The sequence below is a fragment of the Streptomyces sp. NPDC002328 genome, assembly GCF_042890065.1.
Classification (GTDB): domain Bacteria; phylum Actinomycetota; class Actinomycetes; order Streptomycetales; family Streptomycetaceae; genus Streptomyces.
Genome location: NZ_JBIARQ010000013.1, coordinates 126,275 through 144,867, shown reverse-complemented (window position 1 = coordinate 144,867; position 18,593 = coordinate 126,275). Strand labels below are relative to the sequence as shown.

The window sequence follows — 18,593 nt, the reverse complement described above, 5'->3', positions numbered from 1 at the left end:
CGGATGAGGGCCCCCTGTCTTCCTCGCCGGTGGATCAGGATGCGCCCTGCGGAGACCCCGAATCCGGCTCCAGCACCGGGTCCGACCCAGGACCCGGCTCCGACTCCGCCACCGCCTCCGACGCCGCCAAGTCCCCCTCAGGCTCAGGAACTTGGTACTGGTCCACCGTGCGGTACACCACCAGGCTCTTCACCTCGTACGACATCTCGGTGGCGCCAGGGGCTGGTGCCGGGTGGTAACGGCCCGCGCACACCGAGAGATTGACGATGAGGTAGGCGCGCCATTCGCGTCCGACGCCCTGCCCGTCGGCGAAGACCCGCCTGCCGTTCAGCGACCACACCACGCTGCGCCTGCCGAACGAAACGCTCAGATCGACCAGGGCGCCGGGGCGGACGGCCGCGTCGCGCACGTAACGGTTCGTGCCCCGTACGTGGTTGGTGAACTCCAGCAGGTCGGGGTTGTCGGGGTGGTACTCGAACACGTCCACCTCGTTGCCGCCGTCCCGCCAGGTCCAGATCGCCGGCCAGGCGCCCACTTCGGTGGGCAGGCGCACCCTGGCCTCCAGACGGTCCCCGGTGCGGACCATGAAGCCCCCGGCGCTGCCCTCGGTGGTCAGCAGACCCGCTGTCCACAGGCCGTCGGCTCTGCGCGTGGCTCTGAACCGGCCGGTGCGGGAGTACGACGGATCCGCGGTCAGGTAGTCGAGTTTGTTGTCGTTGCGGTTGGTGGGGCCGCCGTTCGGATAGGCCCAGGAGCGCCCCGCGACCCACTGACGGTCGGAGGCGAAATCAGCGGTGAAGACGACTGCGCTCATCCGCGGGCTCCCTATGTCATGAAGTGCCGTATATCACACCGAAGTTCTCCCCCGGCACACCTCGGCCATGCGGCGCACGACAACAGTCGACCCATGTTTCACCCGCGCGGGTGAAGGGCCTGCAACGGCAGGCTCACCTGGGAAAACAGCGCGGGGAGTTGACGGTGTGATCGACGGGGAGCGGGGCCGGGCGGCAGCCGGACCGAGGTCGACCGCCGTCGACCGTCCCGCATCCCACCGCTACTCCTCCCCGGACGCGCCTCCCGTCGCCGACAGGGCCCGTACGGACCGGGCGACGTCCGCGCGGAGGTCGTCGAGGCTGTAATCGGGACCGAGGACCATGCGCCGCAGCTGCGGCATGGCGATGCTCCAGCCGGCGAGCGCGAGGGTGAAGAACACGCGGGTCCGCGCGTCGCCGCCCTGCCCGCCGAACTCGCCGGACTCATCGGATCCGCCGGAATCACCGGAATCACCGGATGCCGCTGCACGGATCTTGTCCTGGTAGTGACGGGTCCGGGCCTCCTCCGCCGGGACGGGCCGGTCTCCGACCTCAAGGGCCTCCCACATCACCAGCCGCAGGGCCTCGGGGTGGGCGCGGTGGTAGTCGAAGAGGTTCTCGGCGTAGCCGGGCAGGTCGCCGCTGGGCGGGACGGCGTCGGCGAGCTCGGCCAGCGCCCGCTCGAGGACGACGGCGAAGAGCTTGCTCTTGTCCCCGAAGTAGTCATAGATCGCCCGCTTGTTGGCCTTGGCCTGGGCGGCGATACGGTCCACCCGGGCCCCGGCGACGCCGTGCGCGGCGAACTCCGCGGTAGCCGCCGCGAGGATGCGTTCTTTGGTCGCCGTGGAGTCGTATGCCATGCATCCCAGGGTAACGAACTGGTTCGTTTGACGAATCGAAGGGCACCGTGTCAGCCTCGAAAGCGAACCATCCAGTTCGTTCGGTTGGAGACGAGTGATGCCCCGGAACGACCGGCCCACGTCGGCGACGCCCACTGCCGTGGGACGCAAACTGCCCCTGCTGATGGCACTGGCCTGCGGAGTCGGTGTCGCCAACGTCTACTTCCCGCAGGCCGTCACCCCGCTCATCGCCGACGGCCTCGGCGTCTCCTCGGGCACGGCGGCGACCACGGCCACGGTGACCCAGCTCGGCTACGCCGCCGGAATCTTCCTGCTGGTGCCGCTCGGCGACCGCCTCCCCCGCCGCCCGCTGATCACCGGGCTGCTCGCGACGACCGGCCTCGCCCTCCTCGCCGCCGGTCTCGCCCCGGCCACCGGCCTGCTGCTCGCGGCCGGCGCCGTGGTGGGCGTGGCGACCGTGGTTCCGCAGCTTCTGCTGCCCATGGCGGCGGGTCTCGTCGACGCCGACCGGCGCGGCAATGTGATCGGCACCCTTCAGGCGGGTCTGATCGGGGGCATCCTGCTGGCCCGCACCTTCGGCGGCGTGCTGGGCGAGCACCTGGGCTGGCGCGCCCCGTACCTCGTGGCCGCCGTGCTCACCGGACTGCTCGCCGTCGTCCTCGGCCTCGCCCTTCCGGGCAACTCCCCTGCGGTGCACGACCGTTATCCGACGCTGATCGTCGACACACTGCGGATGCTGCGTGACGAGCGGGAGTTGCGGCGTTCCGTGCTCTTCCAGGTCACCGTCTTCTGCGGATTCAGCGCGGTCTGGACGGCGTTGGCTCTCCTGATGACCGGACCCCGCTACGGCATGGGCGCACAGGCCGTGGGGCTGCTCGCCCTGATCGGGGCAGCCAGCATGTTCTGCGCGCCGGCGGCAGGACGCTGGGTGGACCGGCTCGGCGCCGACCGGGTGAACCTGTGGTGCGTGCTGACGGCACTCGCCGCGGCGGCGGTGCTCACCGCCGGCTCGGTGGGTGGAGCGGTGGGGCTGTCGGCTCTGGCGGCGGGACTGCTTCTGCTGGACGTGGCGGTGCAGTGCGGCCAAGTCGCCAACCAGGCCCGTATCTTCGCACTGCGCCCGGAAGCCCGCAGCCGCCTGAACACCGGCTACATGACCTGTGCGTTCCTCGGCGGCAGCGCGGGCTCGTGGCTCGGCACCCGCGCCTACGTCCAGTGGGGCTGGGGCGCCGTCTGCGCTCTCGTCGCACTGGCCGCGCTACTCGCCCTCGCCGCGTGCCCGTTCGGCCGCCGCAGGGAGCACGGCGGTCGGGAGACCCGGCCGGCACCGGAGCGCGTCTCACGGTGAGGCGTCGGAAGTGCGCCTCGTACTTCGCCAAGCTGCGGGCCATGGCCAGGCTGGTGGCCTCGGGCTACGTCCCCTGCGCGACCTGACCGCGTGACCGGGTCACAACGGGCGGCGACGCGGGCGTCGGCGGTCGCCCGCGCGATCTGGAGATCGTGAACCCAGGTCGGCCGCCCAAGTGAGCAGTTCCGGGGCGGCCAGGCTCGTGCCTCGCCAGTCGTGGTCGAGGTCGCCGTCCGGCAGGGACGGGACGACCGCGACGTGGAGACCGGCTGCCCGAGCAGCCGAGACGCCCGTGGCCGAGTCCTCGAAGGCGACGGAACGCTTCGGGGACACGCCGAGCGCCTCGCACGCCGTGAGGTAGAGATCGGCAGCCGGCTTGGGTCGGCGCACCTCGTCGGCGGCGAACGAGTGGGTGACGTACTCCGCGAGACCCGCCGATTCCAGCGCCCGGTCCAGGAGGTCCCGGGGACTGTTGCTCGCCACGGCGATGGGCACGGCCGCCCGGCAGGCACGCACCAGTTCCACCGCCCCGGGCAGCGCGGCCGCACCCCGAGCCAGTTCGCCGCGGACCCGCTCGATGAGGTCGGCCGCAAGCTCGGGACCGGCCCCGGGCCGTCCGAAGCAGTCGGCCATGGCCTGCGCCGCGTCCTCCACGGTACGGCCGAGGACCAGCGCCTTCTGTTCAGGGCCGAAGGAGTGGCCGTGCTCGGCGAAGACGGCGGCTTCGGCCACGGACCAGCAGGCCTCGGTGTCGACCAGCAGACCGTCGCAGTCGAAGACGACCGCCTCCGCGTCGGTGGGGAGCGATCCCTGCGATCCCTGCGATCCCTGCGATCCCTGCGATTCCGCCTGTCCCATGCTTGTGTCCCTTCGCTTCCGGTGACCGCTGCTTCCCAGGTGTGGGCTGCTGCTTCCCAGGTGTCGGCTGCTTCTTCGGGTGACGGCTGCTCAGTCGCCGAGTGCGAGACGTACGCCGAGGGCGGCGATGACCGTGCCGGTGACGCGGTCCAGGCGGCGGCGTACCGAGGGCCGTTGCAGACGGTCCCGGAACACGCCCGCGACGGTGAGCAGCGCGCACGACCAGATGACGGCCAGAAGGATGTGCACGCCGGACAGGAGCACGCCGGCGGCGAGGTGCGAGGCGTCGGCCGGGACGAACTGGGGGAGCATCGCGACGTAGAAGGCGCCCATCTTCGGGTTGAGGAGATTGGTCGTGAAGCCCTGTCGCCAGCCTCCGAGCAGCGGGGTGCCGGACAGCGGTGCGCGCTTGCTGCCCGCGCCGCTGTCGGTCGTGCCGTCGGTGGCGTCGGTGGCGTCGGTGGCGTCGGTGCCGTCGGTGCCGTCGGTGGCGTCGGTGGCGTCGGTGGCGTCGGTGGCGTCGGTGGGGTGGAACGCCTCGCGGGCATGGTCCGTCTCCGGGTGCTCGTCCGCGGAGCGGCGCCAGGTGGCCAGCAGCATCCTGCCGCCCATCCACACCAGGTACGCGGCGCCGGCCCAGCGGAGCGTCTCGTAGGCGAGGTGAGAAGCGGTCAGGAGCGCGGTCACGCCGAGCGAGGTCAGCACGCCCCAGGCCAGTGTGCCGCTCTGGATCCCGATGACCACGCCCCAGGCGCGACTGCGGGGTCCGAGGGCGGCGGAGCGGAGGACGAGCGCGGTGTCCAGGCCGGGTGTGACGGTCAGGAGACCGACCATCAGGGAGAAGGTCCACAAGGCGTCTGCGGTGATCATGGATGCCCACGGTAGAGGGAACTGCCGCGTGACATCCATTTTTCTGCCCGATTTCGGGCAGGAGTCGAGGCATCCCCTATTCCCCCCGGCCTACAGCAGTCGCCATCCCGGATACCCGGACCGTCCTCCGCAGCGCCCGCCGCCACGCCGCTCGACTCCCCCGAACGACCCTGGACGATCACCGACAAGAGTGGCGCGGACGGACGACGGCAGCCGGGACGGGAGTGTGGCGCCGGCACGACGTGGCGACGCGGGGCAGGTGCCCCGGGGCCAGGGCAGACGGGCCCTGCGCCTCGATTCCGAAGGACCGTCAGGTGATGTCCGCACCGGACGCGTTGCGCCTTCCGGGGGAAACCGTCCCGGGATGCGGCGCGCCTCACCCCGGCGAAGACTTTGGCCATGCTCTTCCCCTCCGGTTCCAGCCCCCTCATGCGATCGAGGTCTTCGATGAATCCGCATCACGCTGCCCGTCCGCCTCACGGAACGGGGAACGAATCCGTCCCGCCCGGGGCGAGCGGACACGGCGGCGCCCGCGTGCGTCGCGAGCGGATACGTCTGGCGCTGGCGTTCTCGGCAGCGGGAGTGATGCTCACGGGCTGCGTCGCCGGCGGTCACGACTCGGCCGGCGACCGGGGCGCACGCCTTGCGGCACAGAAGCAGAAACAGACGCTTTCGCCCTCTGCGTCGGTGTCGCCGTCGGCGAGGAACGAGCAGGCCGCCGCGCCGACGCGGCTCGGCAGACCCGGCCCGCGCAAGCCTGAACTGCCGAAGCCCGGCGGCCCCCGGAAGCCCGGCCCCAAGGATGTGAACCGCGCGCTCGCCCGCTCGCTCGAAGCGGTACGGGCGCGGGGCGGCACCGAGGTCTCGGTCGCCGTGTACGAGCCCAGGACCGGCCGACGGGCGGTCTACGGCGCGCACACGCACATCACCGCGAGCGTGGCGAAGGTGGACATTCTGGCGGCCCTGCTGCTGCGGGCCCAGCGCGAGGAGCGCTCACTCACCGAGTGGGAGACCTCCACCGCCGCTTCGATGATCCAGAGCAGCGACAACGACTCCGCCGGCGCGTTGTGGCGGCGCATCGGCGGCGGCGAGGGACTCACCGAGGCGAACAAGGCCCTGGGGCTGACCTCCACGGAGGCAGGGCCAGGTGCCCACTGGGGCCTCACCCGGACCACGGCCACCGACCAACTCACCCTGCTGACCGCCGTGTTCAGCGACCACTCGCCGCTCAGCAAGAGCTCGCGCCGACTGATCCAGACCTTCATGGGGCGGATCGACCCCGAACAGGCCTGGGGAGTGTCCGCCGAAGGCGACCGGTCGCAACTCAAGAACGGCTGGCTCCAGCGCTCTCAGTCCCAACGCTGGGCCATCAACAGCATGGGGCGAGTCGAAGCGCACGGCAGCACCTTCTACGTCGCCGTCCTCTCCCACGGCAGCCCGAGCATGTCCCACGGCATCTCCGCCGTGGAACGGGCGACACGGTCGGCCGTGCATACGCTGTGCAGCACTCCCCCGCCCGTGTCGCCGATCATCGCCTGATCGTCCGGCATACCCCTGAGCACGACCATCACCTCGCCGCCCCTCACGACGGCCACCCGGAAGGTGCCCCGAAGGGGGCGGCCTCGTGGGGGACGGCGGGGAAGGCAACCCTGCACTGTCTCAGCGGGTGTTCTGGTACGCCCTCCTCGGCGGTTTCGCGGTCGCCTTCCTGCTCACCACCCCCGTCGACAAGTGGATGATCGGCCGAGGCAAGGGCCATGCCGTCGTCCACGCCTATCACTGACTCGGCCGGATGACGGAATGCCGGCATGCGGTAACCGAGTCGTATTCCGCCTGGTCAGCGCACCAGCAGATCCACCACCCCCGTCAGATCCTCCTCCCCGCTGCCCTCGGCCAGGCGGCGGTGCATCAACTCGAAGTAGGGGGCGAGCAGTTCGGGGCTGACGCCTTGCTCCTCGGCGGTGTTCAGGAAGGTCGGCGTGCCGGCCGTCTGCATGGCGAGGTTGGAGACGACGCCCTTGGTGTAGTCGCCACTGCGCAGCTGCTCGGCGGTCTGGTGAACCGACGGGGCCATCGCGACGAGCCAGTCGGCCAGCAGCGGGGCGAGCGACGCCGGGTCGATGTTCTCCTTGCGGATCAGAGCGAAGGCGTGCGCTGCTCCCGCGAACATTCCGTACATGGCGCTGAGCAGGGCCACGTCGTGCAGGGCCGCGAATCCCGCGTCGTCGCCGACGTGAACGGTGCCCGCCGGGACGCCGAGGGTCTCGTGGTGCTCCTCGAACAACTCCCGGGAGCCGCTGTAGAAGACGTAGCCGCCGGCTTCCGGGACGCCGATCATCGGCGGGACGGCCATGATCCCGCCGTCCAGGTAACGGGCGCCGCGCTCCCGGGCCCATTCGGCGCGGGCGCGGGCCTGCGCGGGGGTCGTGGTGGTCAGGTTGACCAGGTCCCGGCCGGTCAGGTCGGCACCGGCCAGCGCCTCGTCCACCGAGGCGTCGTCCAGCAGACAGACGACGATCAGGGTGTTCGCCGCGACGGCCGTGGCGGCGCTGTCCGCGACCCTCGCCCCCTCGGCTGCGACCGCCTCGGCGCGGGCCGGGGTGCGGTTCCAGACGGTGAGCGGGTGGCCGGCGGCGAGCCAGGCGCGGGCCAGTGCGGTACCCATCGCGCCGAGGCCGAGCAGGGTGACGGAGGTCTTGTTCACTGGCTCAACTTGGTTCTGCGTCATGCCGATTAGGCTGGCCGCAGGCCCGGGAGTGATCAAGTACGCACTTGCGAGTGGGTGGTTACCCCGGGGTGAGCGAGCACGTCGGAAGGGTGGGGCATGACGACGTCGAACCGGCCGGGCACCCCGGAGGGTCACGTGTGCGGCATCGATGCCGCGATGGAAGTGATCGGCGGCAAATGGAAGGTGCTGGTCCTCTGGGCCCTGCATGAGCAACCCTGCCGCCGTTTCGGCGAGTTGCGCCGGCTGATTCCCGGTGTCACCGAGAAGGTACTCGCCTCACACCTGCGGGAGATGGAGGCGGACGGCGTCGTGCGCCGCGTCTCCTACGACGAGGTGCCGCCCCGAGTCGAGTACTCGCTGACCGAGGACGGCGCCCGTCTCAATGAGGCGCTCCAGCCGCTGGCCGCCTGGGGCCGCCAGCGGCACGACGGCGGCGCGCCGACCGCCCCGGGTGGCGTCAACGCACCACGGGCTCACCCACGTTGACGGCACGCAGTGCGCGCTCGACGGTCTCCTCGTTCTCTCCGACCGGAGCCACATAGTCGATGACGTCGCGCGCGACGCCCTCACCCAGCGTTCGGGTGATCACCCAGGCGGCGAGGTACTGGGACGCCAGGCAACCGCCCGCCGTGGCGATGTCGCCCTCGGCGTGGAACGGCGTGTCCAGCACGGTGACGCCGCACGCCTCGACGAAGGGCCGGCTCTTGCGGTCCGTGCACGCCGGCATGCCGTCCAGCAGCCCGAGCCGGGCGAGCACCAGCGCGCCGGAGCACTGCGCGCCGATCAGTTGCCGGGACGGGTCGAGCGGCAGCCTGGAGATCAGCCGGTCGTCGGCGACCACCTCCCGTGCCTTGACCCCGCTGCCGATCAGCACGACGTCGGCCTCGGTCACGAACTCCAGCGGGCGCTGCCCGGTCACCTCGACGCCGTTCATCGACGTCACCACCGGCGTCGGCGTCGTGATGAAGGCCTCCAGGCCGTCCTTGCGGCATCGGTTGATCAGCGCGGAGGCGATGAAGCTGTCGAGCTCGTTGAACCCGTCGAAGGTGACCACGGCTGCCTGCATGACGACTCCTCCTCGTAGGGCATCGAACCGTCAGCCTGCCCGGGCCGCCGTCACGGGTCGAGAGCCAATCGGCGACCGGTGGCTCCCTGCCGCCCCCTCACCCGCTCGCCCCTCTCACCCGTTCCCCCCTCACCGCCGTCCGCCGAACTCCCACGCGTGGACCTCTACGGCGGCATACCGGTCCTGGGTCAGGACGGCGCGCGCCGAGTCCGGGTCCGGGGCCCGGAGCAGCACCGCCGTGCCCAGCCAGGTGAGGCCGTCGTCGGACAGCAGCGGGCCGTAGGCGATCAGCTCGTCCCGGTCGGACGGCACGTCGAGGTCGACGGCCCGGCCCGAGCCGAGGCCGAGCACGAGGTAGCGGTCGCCGCCGCTGCGGCCACCGGGGAACTCCCACATGGTGCGCCCCAGCAGGTTGCGCCACCGGCGCAGCAGCACGTCCCGGTAGGCGCCCGCCTGGTAGTTGGGCTCGTCGAAGGCGAACGCGCGGGCTGCGGCCGGGTCCGGCAGGTCGACGATGTGCACGCTGCCGGTGGGCGTCTCACCGTCGTCTGCGAAGGTCGGGCCGCGGGCGATCAGCTCCTTCGCGTACCGGTCCATGTACGACCAGTGGTCCTCCACCAGTTCCTCGCGCAAGGTGAGGGAGCCGGGCCGATCGCGGTGGTAGCAGAAGAACTCCATGACCGCAGCCCCTTCCCGACCCACGGTGATCTTTCAAGTCACTCGCCGCGACAGCCCCAGCGGTACAGCGTCCCGCTGCCGTCGTCATAGGTGAGCCAGGTCCCGTCGCCGAGCGGGCGCACGTAGCTGTGGGCGGCGCCCGTGCCCTCGGGGTACGCGACCGGCCCGCGTATCTCCAGGGTGCGGGCGTCGAGCAGCCAGTGGCCGCCGTCCTCCGGGGTCTCGCAGGAGTCGAGCGTCGAGGCGATCACGGTGTCGGCGTCGACGAAGCCGCAGCCGTAGTCCCAGCAGGGCGGCTCCTCGTCGGCCGGCTCGGGCTCCGCCGTGGCGAGCACGGCGCCGTCCAGGGAGTGCAGCCGCAGGTCCTCACCGTAGTGCTCGGTCGTCAGGAAGCCCGGGTGCCCGGGGTGGACGTCCGTCAGGATGCGGCCCGCCGTCTCGTCGAGATCCCAGGCGGTCAGCTTCTCGCCGTCCCACCGTGCCCAGTAGAGCAGAACGCCGTCCTGGCCCATGCCGATGCTGAGGCCCATGTGCACGCCGTCCGGGTGGGAGAGGTGGTGCGAGCCGGCGGCCGCACTGGCCAGCGGCAGCCGGGCCAGCTCCCGCCCGTCCCGGGCGTCCAGGACGACCCAGCGCTCCTCCCACGCGCCCGCGCCGCCGTCCACCTCCCACGCGCCCGCGTCCTCCTCCCCCGGGTGCTCTCCGGTGCCCGTCTCCGGGCCCTCCCCGGCACCCGTCGGCCCGGCATCCGCCGTCGTCGCGACGACATGCGCCCAGACGAACCGGCCGTCGTCCGAGATCCGGCAGGACCCGGATTCGAGGCCTCGGCACACCTCCTGCTCGTCCCCCGAGTGCGGGTGGCCCACCTCGGGACCCCAGCAGCCGTGCCGGTACTCCCACAGGGTCTCTCCGCCGCGACCGACGGCCCGCACCGCGCGCTGCCCCGAGAACGCCGCGAACGAGCCGTCGGGGCTCACGGAGTGGACGCCGTGGTCCCAGCCGGGCCATGGGAGCGGGAAGACGGCGGTCGGCGCGCGCTCCCCGGCGAGGACCTCATGGACGTCGTGGACCTCCAGGTCGTGCCCGTTCAGGAGCAGGGCGCGGCACTGCCCGTCCCCACGGCTCTCGTAGGCGTAGCCGTTGACCAGCGCGCCCCCGCCGGGCAGGTTCACGGAATCGCGCAGTTGTGCGGTGATCGACATGGCCCGAAGGTAACGGACGGCACTGACAACGCCGACGGCCCCGCAAGGGGGCGGGCCGGGGCAGTGTCTGCGAGCTGGGAAGATGGCGGGTATGGACATTCGGCGCAGGAACAACGTCACGGTCACCGGCAACCCCGAGGGCCCGGTGGTGGTGCTGGCGCACGGCTTCGGCTGCGACCAGAACATGTGGCGGCTGACGGTTCCGGCGCTCGCCGAGGACTACCGGGTGGTGCTGTTCGACTACGTCGGCTCGGGCCGCTCCGACCTGTCCGCGTTCAGCGAGGACCGCTACGCCTCCCTCAGCGGCTACGCCCGGGACGTGGTGGAGGTGTGCGAGGCGTTCGATCTGCGCGGTGCGACGTTCGTGGGGCACTCGGTCAGCGCGATGATCGGGGTGCTGGCCGCCGACATCGCGCCGGAGCGCATCGGCGCGCTGGTCATGGTCGCCCCCTCGCCGCGGTACATCGATGACGAGGGTTACCGGGGCGGGTTCGGAGCCGACGACATCGACGAGCTGCTCGTGTCGCTGGAGTCGAACTATCTGGGCTGGTCGGCGGCGATGGCCCCGGTGATCATGGGGAACGCCGACCGTCCCGAGCTGGGCGAGGAGCTCACGAACAGCTTCTGCGCCACGGACCCCGACATGGCGCGGGTGTTCGCCCGGACGACGTTCCTGTCGGACTCGCGGGACGACCTCAAGTCGGTGCGGGTGCCCACGCTGGTCCTGGAGTGCGCCCAGGACGTCATCGCGCCCCGTGAGGTCGGAGCCTACGTGCACGGGGCGATAGCCGGCTCGACGCTCGTCACCCTCGACGCGACCGGTCACTGTCCGCACCTGTCCGCGCCCGAGGCCACCAACGCGGCGATCACCGGTTTCCTGGCGGGACTGCGGTGATGTGCCGCACCGGGCAGGAGCCCGAACCGCACGGGGCCGACGACGAGAGGACGCAGAAGGCGGCCTTCGCGTCGCTGCTGGAGGACAGCGCCGAGGAACTCTACGAGAGCGCGCCGTGCGGATATCTGTCCACGCTGATGGACGGCACCGTCGCGAAGATCAACGCCACGCTGCTGAACTGGCTCGGGCTGGACCACGACGCCGTGGTGGGCCGGAGGCGGTTCACCGACCTGCTGACCGTGGGCGGCAAGCTGTACCACGAGACGCACTTAGCGCCGCTGCTGCGCATGCAGGGCGAGATCAACGGCATCGCCTTGGAGATCAAGCGGGCCGACGGCAGCCGGATGCCCGTTCTGATCTCGTCGGTGGTCAAGCACGGCAGCACCGGGGAGCCGCTGCTCATCCGCACGACCGTCTTCGACGCCCGGGACCGCCGCGCCTACGAGGAGGAGCTCCTGCGCGGCCGGAAGGCGGCCGAGGCGGCGCGCAAGGAGGCCGAGGAGGCGCGCAGGCGGGCCGAGGACGCACACCGGCACGCCGAGGGGGCGCGCGAGCAGGCCGAGGCCGACCGGGCCCGGCTCCAGGACGCTCTCGCCGTGCTCCAGCAGTCCCTGCTGCCCGCCGCCCTGCCCGAAGTGCCCGGCGTGGAGACGGCCGCGTACTACCACACCGCCTCGCCGGACCGCCTCGGCGGCGACTTCTACGACGTCTTCCCCGTCGACGGGAAACGCTTCGCGTTCTTCCTCGGTGACGTGTGCGGCAAGGGTCCCCAGGCCGCGGCGGTCACCTCGCTGACCCGCTACACACTGCGCGCCGCCGCGCTGCACGACCCCGACCCCGTCTCGGCGCTGTCGACCCTGAACACCGTGCTCCACGAGCGCTACACCGGCGGCGATCCGCGCTACTGCACGGCCATCTTCGGCATCCTCGAACCCGACCCGGTCACCGGCGGCGTCGCCGTCCATCTCGCTTCCGGCGGCCACCCGCCGGCCCTCGTCCTGCGCGCCGACGGCACGGCGCACTTCCTGCCCACGCCCGGCGGCATCCTCGTCGGCGTCCTGCCCCACCCGCGCTTCGCGACGGCCACCACCACGCTCGCCGTCGGCGACACGCTCCTCCTCTACACCGACGGCCTCACCGAGGCCCGCAACAGCCACGACGGAAGCCTCTACGGCGACGAGGCCCTGCGCGGCTTCGCCGCCGAGCACGCCGGACGGCCGCCCGGAGCCGTCATCCAGGCGCTGACCGGCCTGCTGAACGACTTCGGCGACGGCCTGGACGACGACACCGCGCTCCTCGCCCTGGGAGCCCCGACCTCCGCGTCCCCCGATTCCTCCTCCCCCAACTCCGCCTCCCTCTCCGACCGGATGACGAAGAACACGCCATGAGCCCGCTGAAGATCACCACTCGAGACGCCGCGACCGGTCCCGTCATGGAGATCAGCGGCGAACTCGACTACGCCAACGCCGCCGAACTGCGCGACCTGCTCCCCACCCTCGCCCTGCGCCCGGGCCAACGCCTCGTCGTGGACCTGGCCGGCATGGAGTTCTGCGACTCCAGCGGCATCACCGCCCTGATCGCGGCCCGCAACCACGCCCACGCCGCCCGGGCCGACATCGCCCTGGCCGCCGTCCCCGCCAACACGCTGCGCGTACTGCGCATCGTCGGCCTCGACCAGGTGTTCTCCCTCCACCCCGACAGCGAGACCGCCACCCGTAAATCCGTTTGATCGGACGCCGGGGGCCCGTGGCAGGCTTGCGCGGTGATCGTCGAGACGACCCCTGCCTTTCTGAGCTGGGACGAGGTGGATCCCGCCCGTCATCCCTTCGACAGCGCGTCGGCGTCGCGGGTGGTGCACTCGCTCGGACCGGCCCGGTGTGTGCCGAGCCGCCCCGACATCCCGCTCAGCGACCCGGCGATGCACGACTGGAGCTGGAACGAGGCCGGGCTGTGGGCCGACGCCATGTCCTGTGCCCTCGAACGACGCTATGGCCGGTGGGCCGTGGGCTGGCGCTGGGCGCACGACGAAGGGGACTTCGACGGGGGCCCGGTCGGAAGCTGGTGCTGCCCGCGGGACTCGGTCACCACCCCGGAGGAGACGCTCGCCCGTGTCGTCGCGGCGCTGTGCGAGTGGCGGGAGTGGCTGGAGAGTCTCTCCAGGTGGTTCGAGGCGTACCCGCTGGACCTGGCCGACCTCGAGGACCAGAGGATCCTGTGGGAGCGCGCCGCCCGCAGTCTGATTCTGCATGTCACCGACCGCACGGGGTGCGGCAGCGGCTGGTACGGACACTGCCATCAAGTGCTCACCTGGTTTCTCAGCCGCTGGTCGGTGCCGCCGGACACCGCGCAGACGCTGGTCGAGCGAGCGATCGGCGGGCGGTTCCGCAGCTGGAGCGGCCCCGACATCGTGCTCGTGGACGACGTCGCGGAACGCCTCGCCCTCTCCCTGCGGCCGACCGCCGCGCCCCGTCCTACGGCCGACTACGCACCACCGGACCACCTGGAGCGCTGGCTCACTGTGCGCGAGAACGTGCGCTGGCGGGACGCACCGGACGGGGGTGCGCAGGAGCGGGCCGCGGCAGAGGGCGGGATGGACGAACGGCGGGCCTCTCCGAAGGTCGGCCCGGAGGGATCGCGGGCCCCCGCGCGGGACGGCGCGGCAGAGGACATACGAGCCTTCGACGGCGCGTTGGATCCCGCCCGTGCCGAAGGGCTGCTCGCCGCACTGGAGTTGCTGCGGGCCGATGCGGCGCGCGGTGCCCCACTCGACTTCGCGCTCATCCGCGGCTGGCAGCGGCACGTCCTCAACTCGCCCCAGCCGCCGCCCTTCCGCACGCTGCCGGCCTTCGCCAAGGGCGGCCGGGAACGCTACGGCATCGCCCCGGACACCCGCGCCCGCCTCGACGCCTGCCTGGCCGAGAGCGAGGCTGACGGCGACCGCCCCCTCCCCCTCACCGCCCGCGCCGCACGCGCCTACCTCGACGTCTGCTTCTTCCACCCCTTCGACGACGGCAACGCCCGAGCCGCGTTCCTCACCCTCGTGTTCGTCCTGGCCCGCGAGGGCATCACCCTGAACCGGGTCTTCCTCCTCCGCCGCATCACCTTCCAGGCCGACAACAGCGAGGACGGGCTGATTCTCGCCCGCTACATCGACGCCCATCTCGCCTCGCCCTGAAGCCGGTTCACCGACTGAGGGGTCATCGGTCGCTGGAAAGTAGGCCCTGCGCCCCAGGCGCGCTTCGCGCCTGCTTGGCTAGGGTCGGCCCCCATGGAGACCACGGGAATCGTCCGCCGCGAGACCGCGGAACGTGTGCAGGACACACTGGAGCGGCTCGTTGCCGAGCGGGATGTATGGGTGTCGACGGCTCACCCTGATCACGGGCCGCACCAAGTGCCGTTGTGGTTCTTGTGGGACGGGCGAGCCGTGTGGATGTGCACCAGCGCCACTTCGGTGACCGCGCGGAACGTCCGTGCGGAGCCGCGTGTGCGCCTGGCGCTACCGGACACCTTCGACGTGGTGCTCCTCCAGGGCGAGGCGGAGTGCTTCGCGGACGAGGAGGTCCCCGAAGGCGCGGCGGAGGCGTTCACCGACAAGTTCGGGTGGGATCCGCGCCGGGAAGAGGGGTCCTTTCTGTATGTACGCGTGGTCCCGAGGACCGTGCGCGCTTGGCGCGGCGAGCCGGAACTGCGCGGGCGAGTCATCATGCGCGGGGGGACGTGGCTGGACGCTGCGGAAACTGCGTAGCCGACGAGGTCACGGGGTCGGTATCGTCCGGTCTTCCGACCACCCAACCGCCCTATCGGCGGCTGATGTTCAGAGAGCGACGTACATGAACCGCCGGCAAGCGACGACGACCCTGTGGCGTCCCACCGGACCCAAGGAGCTGGAGCTGGTTCGGGAGCTGAACTGGCGGGCGTGGCCGCCCCGGCTGCCCGAGCAGCCGATCTTCTATCCGGTCCTCAACGAGGACTACGCGATCAGGATCGCGCGGGACTGGAACGTGAAGCACGACGGGGCCGGCTTCGTCACGCGTTTCGAGGTCGAGTCGGAGTTCGTGAGCCGGTATCCCGCCCAGCAGGCGGGCGGGCGGACGATTCTCGAGCTCTGGGTTCCGGCCGAGGAGCTGGACGACTTCAACGCCCACATCGTCGGCGAGATCCGGGTGGTCCATGAGTTCCGCTGAGCGCCGGCTCAGCTTGCTGCCCCGGGAGGGGGGAGGGAGTCGTCCTCAGCGGTCCGTCAAGAAAACCGTGTGAGGAACTCCCCCCTCTGGGCTATGTTTCTGCTGTTCGAAGGGGGGACGCAGTGGCGAAGCTCAATCAGATCATCGCTGTCGAAAAAGGCGTCAAGAGCAAGTCGTTCCAGGACATCACGGCGGCTCATCACAAGGTGCAGAAGCCCGCGCTGCTGTCCGGGATCTCGCGTACGTATCAGCCGAAGGACGAGGAGGGCGAGCAGCTGCCGCCCGAGTCCACCCGGGTGCAGCTGAAGGCGGAGGAGGTGCTCCGTGAGATGTCCGCCTCGCTCACCCGGCTGTTCGACGTCACCGCGACCAAGGACTGGGCCAACTGCACCGCCCGCGCGGACGTCACCGTCGAGGGACGGACGATCCTCTCGCAAGTGCCGGTCAGCTACCTGCTGTTCCTCGAGAAGCAGCTCACCGACCTGCACACGTTCGTGAAGAAGCTGCCGGTGCTCGACGCCGCCGAGTCCTGGACCCTCGACCCGTCGACGGACTGGTGGAAGACGGACCCCGTCCGCACGATCCGGACGAAGAAGGTCCCGCGCAACCACGTCAAGGCCGAGGCGACCGAGAAGCACCCGGCGCAGGTCGAGGTGTACTACGAGGACGTCCCCATCGGCTACTGGACCACGGTCAAGTTCTCCGGCGCGCTTCCCGCGCGGCGGGTGAACGAGCTCGTGGACCGCGTCGAGAAGCTCCAGCAGGCGGTGAAGTTCGCCCGTGAGGAGGCCAACGGCGTCGAGATCACCGACCAGCGCGTCGGCGACGCGGTGTTCGGCTACCTGTTCGGCTGACACCGGGCGCAGGTAGCATCCCTGATCGCCCCCGCGTGCGAGCGCGGGGGTGCGCGAAAGGCGCGGCCGGATTGAGGACCGGTACGCGCGATGAGCGCAAGCTGAAACTGAAGTTCAGCCTGAAGAAGCGGTCCAGTGAAGGTTCGACTCCTTCCCCCGGCACCACCTGCCGGGGTAGCCCAAGTAGGCAGAGGCAGCCGCGGTCAATCTCAGACTCTCGCTCCAGCTTCAGCATCGCCGCCGATCGCCGGATCGACCGAGGCCGGACGAACGCCGTCGGATGCGAGTTCGACTCTCGCCTGCACCTCTACGTGGTGCGGTAGTTCAAAGGAAGAACACGACGGCCTGATGACTGATCCGTCCTCTTAAACGCCACCGGCGTGCGCAATTGGGTGGCATCCCCAGGGGCCCGGGAGCTGGATACGACTCCCGGGCTCCGCCGCGTCCACCGCGTCCACCACGGTCATGGAGTGGCGCGGTCGGTCGAGCAGGCGCGCCCCGATGTCAGTGGCCGGTGGCAGGATGCGCCGCATGACCTCAGTCACCGCGGCCGACTACGGCTGGATACGATCCTCGTCCTCGTTCTTCGACTTCGCGTTGCAGAACGGCTACACGATGACGCTGGTGCGCGGAGTCACACCGGCCGAGCTGTTCACCGTGGCGGAGGCCGAGCCGCGAGGCACGTGCGCGGGGCTCACCGAACTCATCGAACGGCACAAGGAGAGTCTGTCCGACTGGGACGACTGGCCCGAGTCCTTCCTCGCGGGCGCGTTCACCGTCCCCGGCGCGGGAGGGGACTGGACGCTCGCCCTGGACCTCGGCGGCGATCTGGGAACCCGTCCGAGCATCATGGAGGCCCTCTCCGCCGGAACGCGCGCCGTCTCGCACTCGTCCAACGGGGGCAAGCCCATGCACTTCTTCCACTGGTACGAGGACGGAGAGCTGCGCACCACCTTCGAGTCCCCGGCCCACAGAACCGGCAGCACGCCCGACGCGCTGAACGCCGTGATGAGGGAGCTCGGACTCAACCCCTCGGGGGACGAGGACGCCGACGTCGACACGAAGGCGGCGGTGCTCGCGCTGACGGAGCGTCTCACCGGCGTACGGGTGACCGAGGAACTGCTGGCGGGAGCCGAGTACCGGACCGGCGAGGTGCCGGAAGAGCCGGCCGAGGAGTGGAAGGGCGTCGTCATCGACATCACGGACGCACACGGCGGGCGGACGTCCGTGGAGGTGCGGCGGGATCAGCTCTGAGGGTGCGGCCCGGAGCGGAACGTACGGCGGTAGGCGTCCGGCGGTACTCCGACCGTGCGGTTGAAGTGCCGGCGGAGGGTGGTGGCGGTGCCCATGCCGGTGGACTGGGCGATGGAGTCGACGGTGTCGTCGGTGGTCTCCAGCAACTCCTGTGCATGGCGTATCCGTTGGACGAGGAGCCATTGCAGCGGGGTGGTGCCGGTGACCGCTCTGAAGTGGCGGCCCAGGTTGCGTGAGCTCATCCGCGCCTGGCGGGCGAGGTCCTCCACAGTGAGCGGGCGGTCCAGCCGTCGGAGCGCCCAGGGGAAGAGTTCGGCGAGCGGGTGGTTGGCCGGGGCGGGGACGGGGGTGGTCACGAACTGGGCCTGGCCGCCGTCCCGGTGGGGCGGCACGACCAGGCGGCGGGCGATCGTGTTGGCGATCGACGCGCCGTGGTCGAGGCGGACGAGGTGCAGGCACAGGTCCATGGCGGCGGCCTTGCCGGCGGAGGTGAGCACGCTGCCGTCGTCGACGTAGAGGACGTCGGGGTCGACCGTCACCCGGGGGTGGCGCTCGGCCAGTTCCTGGGCGTGCGCCCAGTGCGTGGTGGCGCGTCTGCCGTCCAACAGGCCTGCGGCGGCCAGCACGAAGGCTCCCGTGCAGAGGGAGGCCACGCGGGCTCCCGCGTCGGCGGCGGCGCGCACCGCCTCGACCAGTTCGGCGGGCGGCTCCCGGTCGACGTCGGCCCAGCCCGGGACGATCACGGTGTCGGCGTGCGGGAGGCGGTCCAGTCCGTGGTCGGGTTCCATCCGGAAGCGGTCGATGCGCACGGGACCCGGTCCGCAGAGCGAGAAGCGGTACCAGCGGTCCGTCACAGCGCTCATGTCGGTTCCGAACACCTCGCAGGCCAGGGCCAGTTCGAAGTGCAGCATGCCATCGGTGACGGCCAGCGCGACGGTGGTCATGTCCGGAATTGTATGGGGCATGGCGTTCCGGACAGTCGCG

General features: G+C 71.1%; 21 protein-coding genes. 12 read left to right on the top strand and 9 right to left on the bottom strand.

Annotation, left to right across the window (positions count from 1 at the left end):
• Positions 1–34: 34 nt before the first annotated feature.
• On the bottom strand, positions 35–814 hold the full coding sequence (locus tag ACFYX4_RS28545) for a beta-glucanase (RefSeq protein WP_389339286.1): 780 nt from the start codon (positions 812–814) through the stop codon (positions 35–37).
• A gap of 240 nt (positions 815–1,054) precedes the next feature.
• Positions 1,055–1,672 carry a TetR family transcriptional regulator gene (locus tag ACFYX4_RS28540; RefSeq protein ID WP_389339284.1) on the bottom strand — a complete coding sequence of 206 codons (618 nt, stop codon included), beginning with the start codon at positions 1,670–1,672 and terminating at the stop codon, positions 1,055–1,057.
• 97 nt (positions 1,673–1,769) lie between these two features.
• On the opposite strand from ACFYX4_RS28540, the gene ACFYX4_RS28535 reads away from it, so the two are divergent.
• A complete protein-coding gene (locus tag ACFYX4_RS28535) occupies positions 1,770–3,020 on the top strand; it encodes an MFS transporter (RefSeq protein WP_389339282.1) in 1,251 nt (416 codons plus the stop codon).
• A 99-nt stretch (positions 3,021–3,119) separates the two neighbouring features.
• Here ACFYX4_RS28535 and ACFYX4_RS28530 read toward each other — a convergent pair whose 3' ends face one another.
• Together ACFYX4_RS28530 and ACFYX4_RS28525 are read right to left on the bottom strand one after the other, a co-directional pair.
• On the bottom strand, positions 3,120–3,878 hold the full coding sequence (locus ACFYX4_RS28530) for an HAD family hydrolase (RefSeq protein ID WP_389339280.1): 759 nt from the start codon (positions 3,876–3,878) through the stop codon (positions 3,120–3,122).
• A gap of 90 nt (positions 3,879–3,968) precedes the next feature.
• On the bottom strand, positions 3,969–4,748 hold the full coding sequence (locus ACFYX4_RS28525) for a LysE family translocator (protein WP_389339278.1): 780 nt from the start codon (positions 4,746–4,748) through the stop codon (positions 3,969–3,971).
• Between the two features lie 804 nt (positions 4,749–5,552).
• Here ACFYX4_RS28525 and ACFYX4_RS28520 point away from each other — a divergent pair.
• Both ACFYX4_RS28520 and ACFYX4_RS28515 read left to right on the top strand, forming a co-directional pair.
• Positions 5,553–6,287, top strand: a complete 735-nt coding sequence (locus ACFYX4_RS28520) for a serine hydrolase (RefSeq protein WP_389339276.1) — start codon at positions 5,553–5,555, stop codon at positions 6,285–6,287.
• An 85-nt stretch (positions 6,288–6,372) separates the two neighbouring features.
• The gene (locus tag ACFYX4_RS28515; protein WP_389339507.1) at positions 6,373–6,531 is read left to right on the top strand and encodes a hypothetical protein; all 159 of its coding nucleotides are present in this window, start codon (positions 6,373–6,375) and stop codon (positions 6,529–6,531) included.
• A gap of 54 nt (positions 6,532–6,585) precedes the next feature.
• Here ACFYX4_RS28515 and ACFYX4_RS28510 read toward each other — a convergent pair whose 3' ends face one another.
• Positions 6,586–7,476, bottom strand: coding sequence for an NAD(P)-dependent oxidoreductase (locus ACFYX4_RS28510; protein ID WP_389339274.1), 891 nt, complete (start codon positions 7,474–7,476; stop codon positions 6,586–6,588).
• 96 nt (positions 7,477–7,572) lie between these two features.
• On the opposite strand from ACFYX4_RS28510, the gene ACFYX4_RS28505 reads away from it, so the two are divergent.
• Positions 7,573–7,962, top strand: coding sequence for a winged helix-turn-helix transcriptional regulator (locus tag ACFYX4_RS28505; protein WP_389339272.1), 390 nt, complete (start codon positions 7,573–7,575; stop codon positions 7,960–7,962).
• Here the strand turns inward: ACFYX4_RS28505 and ACFYX4_RS28500 are convergent.
• From ACFYX4_RS28500 to ACFYX4_RS28490, 3 genes are all read right to left on the bottom strand, one after another.
• Complete coding sequence (locus tag ACFYX4_RS28500; protein ID WP_389339270.1) at positions 7,934–8,542, bottom strand: DJ-1/PfpI family protein; 609 nt, start codon at positions 8,540–8,542, stop codon at positions 7,934–7,936. The two genes, ACFYX4_RS28505 and ACFYX4_RS28500, sit on opposite strands and share 29 nt — an antisense overlap.
• A gap of 129 nt (positions 8,543–8,671) precedes the next feature.
• The gene (locus ACFYX4_RS28495; protein WP_389339268.1) at positions 8,672–9,220 is read right to left on the bottom strand and encodes a YciI family protein; all 549 of its coding nucleotides are present in this window, start codon (positions 9,218–9,220) and stop codon (positions 8,672–8,674) included.
• Between the two features lie 38 nt (positions 9,221–9,258).
• Positions 9,259–10,422: a hypothetical protein gene (locus ACFYX4_RS28490; RefSeq protein ID WP_389339266.1), complete on the bottom strand. Its 1,164-nt coding sequence runs from the start codon at positions 10,420–10,422 to the stop codon at positions 9,259–9,261.
• A gap of 91 nt (positions 10,423–10,513) precedes the next feature.
• Between ACFYX4_RS28490 and ACFYX4_RS28485 the strand changes: the two genes are divergently transcribed.
• The 8 genes from ACFYX4_RS28485 to ACFYX4_RS28450 all read left to right on the top strand — a co-directional run bounded on the left by ACFYX4_RS28485 (position 10,514) and on the right by ACFYX4_RS28450 (position 17,609).
• Positions 10,514–11,317: an alpha/beta fold hydrolase gene (locus tag ACFYX4_RS28485; protein WP_389339264.1), complete on the top strand. Its 804-nt coding sequence runs from the start codon at positions 10,514–10,516 to the stop codon at positions 11,315–11,317.
• On the top strand, positions 11,317–12,705 hold the full coding sequence (locus tag ACFYX4_RS28480; RefSeq protein WP_389339262.1) for a PP2C family protein-serine/threonine phosphatase: 1,389 nt from the start codon (positions 11,317–11,319) through the stop codon (positions 12,703–12,705). Before ACFYX4_RS28485 ends, ACFYX4_RS28480 begins: the two co-directional genes overlap by 1 nt.
• Entirely contained in the window at positions 12,702–13,046 is a 345-nt protein-coding gene (locus ACFYX4_RS28475; RefSeq protein ID WP_389339260.1) for an STAS domain-containing protein, read from the top strand. Before ACFYX4_RS28480 ends, ACFYX4_RS28475 begins: the two co-directional genes overlap by 4 nt.
• 33 nt (positions 13,047–13,079) lie before the next feature.
• Positions 13,080–14,492 carry a Fic family protein gene (locus tag ACFYX4_RS28470; protein ID WP_389339257.1) on the top strand — a complete coding sequence of 471 codons (1,413 nt, stop codon included), beginning with the start codon at positions 13,080–13,082 and terminating at the stop codon, positions 14,490–14,492.
• Positions 14,493–14,585: 93 nt separating this feature from the next.
• Positions 14,586–15,062, top strand: a complete 477-nt coding sequence (locus ACFYX4_RS28465) for a pyridoxamine 5'-phosphate oxidase family protein (RefSeq protein WP_389339255.1) — start codon at positions 14,586–14,588, stop codon at positions 15,060–15,062.
• Between the two features lie 85 nt (positions 15,063–15,147).
• Entirely contained in the window at positions 15,148–15,501 is a 354-nt protein-coding gene (locus ACFYX4_RS28460) for a hypothetical protein (protein WP_389339253.1), read from the top strand.
• A gap of 122 nt (positions 15,502–15,623) precedes the next feature.
• Positions 15,624–16,355, top strand: coding sequence for a hypothetical protein (locus tag ACFYX4_RS28455; RefSeq protein WP_389339251.1), 732 nt, complete (start codon positions 15,624–15,626; stop codon positions 16,353–16,355).
• 531 nt (positions 16,356–16,886) lie between these two features.
• Positions 16,887–17,609, top strand: a complete 723-nt coding sequence (locus ACFYX4_RS28450; RefSeq protein WP_389339249.1) for a DUF6461 domain-containing protein — start codon at positions 16,887–16,889, stop codon at positions 17,607–17,609.
• Here ACFYX4_RS28450 and ACFYX4_RS28445 read toward each other — a convergent pair.
• Positions 17,600–18,553, bottom strand: a complete 954-nt coding sequence (locus tag ACFYX4_RS28445) for a helix-turn-helix domain-containing protein (RefSeq protein WP_389339247.1) — start codon at positions 18,551–18,553, stop codon at positions 17,600–17,602. The genes ACFYX4_RS28450 and ACFYX4_RS28445 overlap by 10 nt on opposite strands.
• Positions 18,554–18,593: the final 40 nt, after the last annotated feature.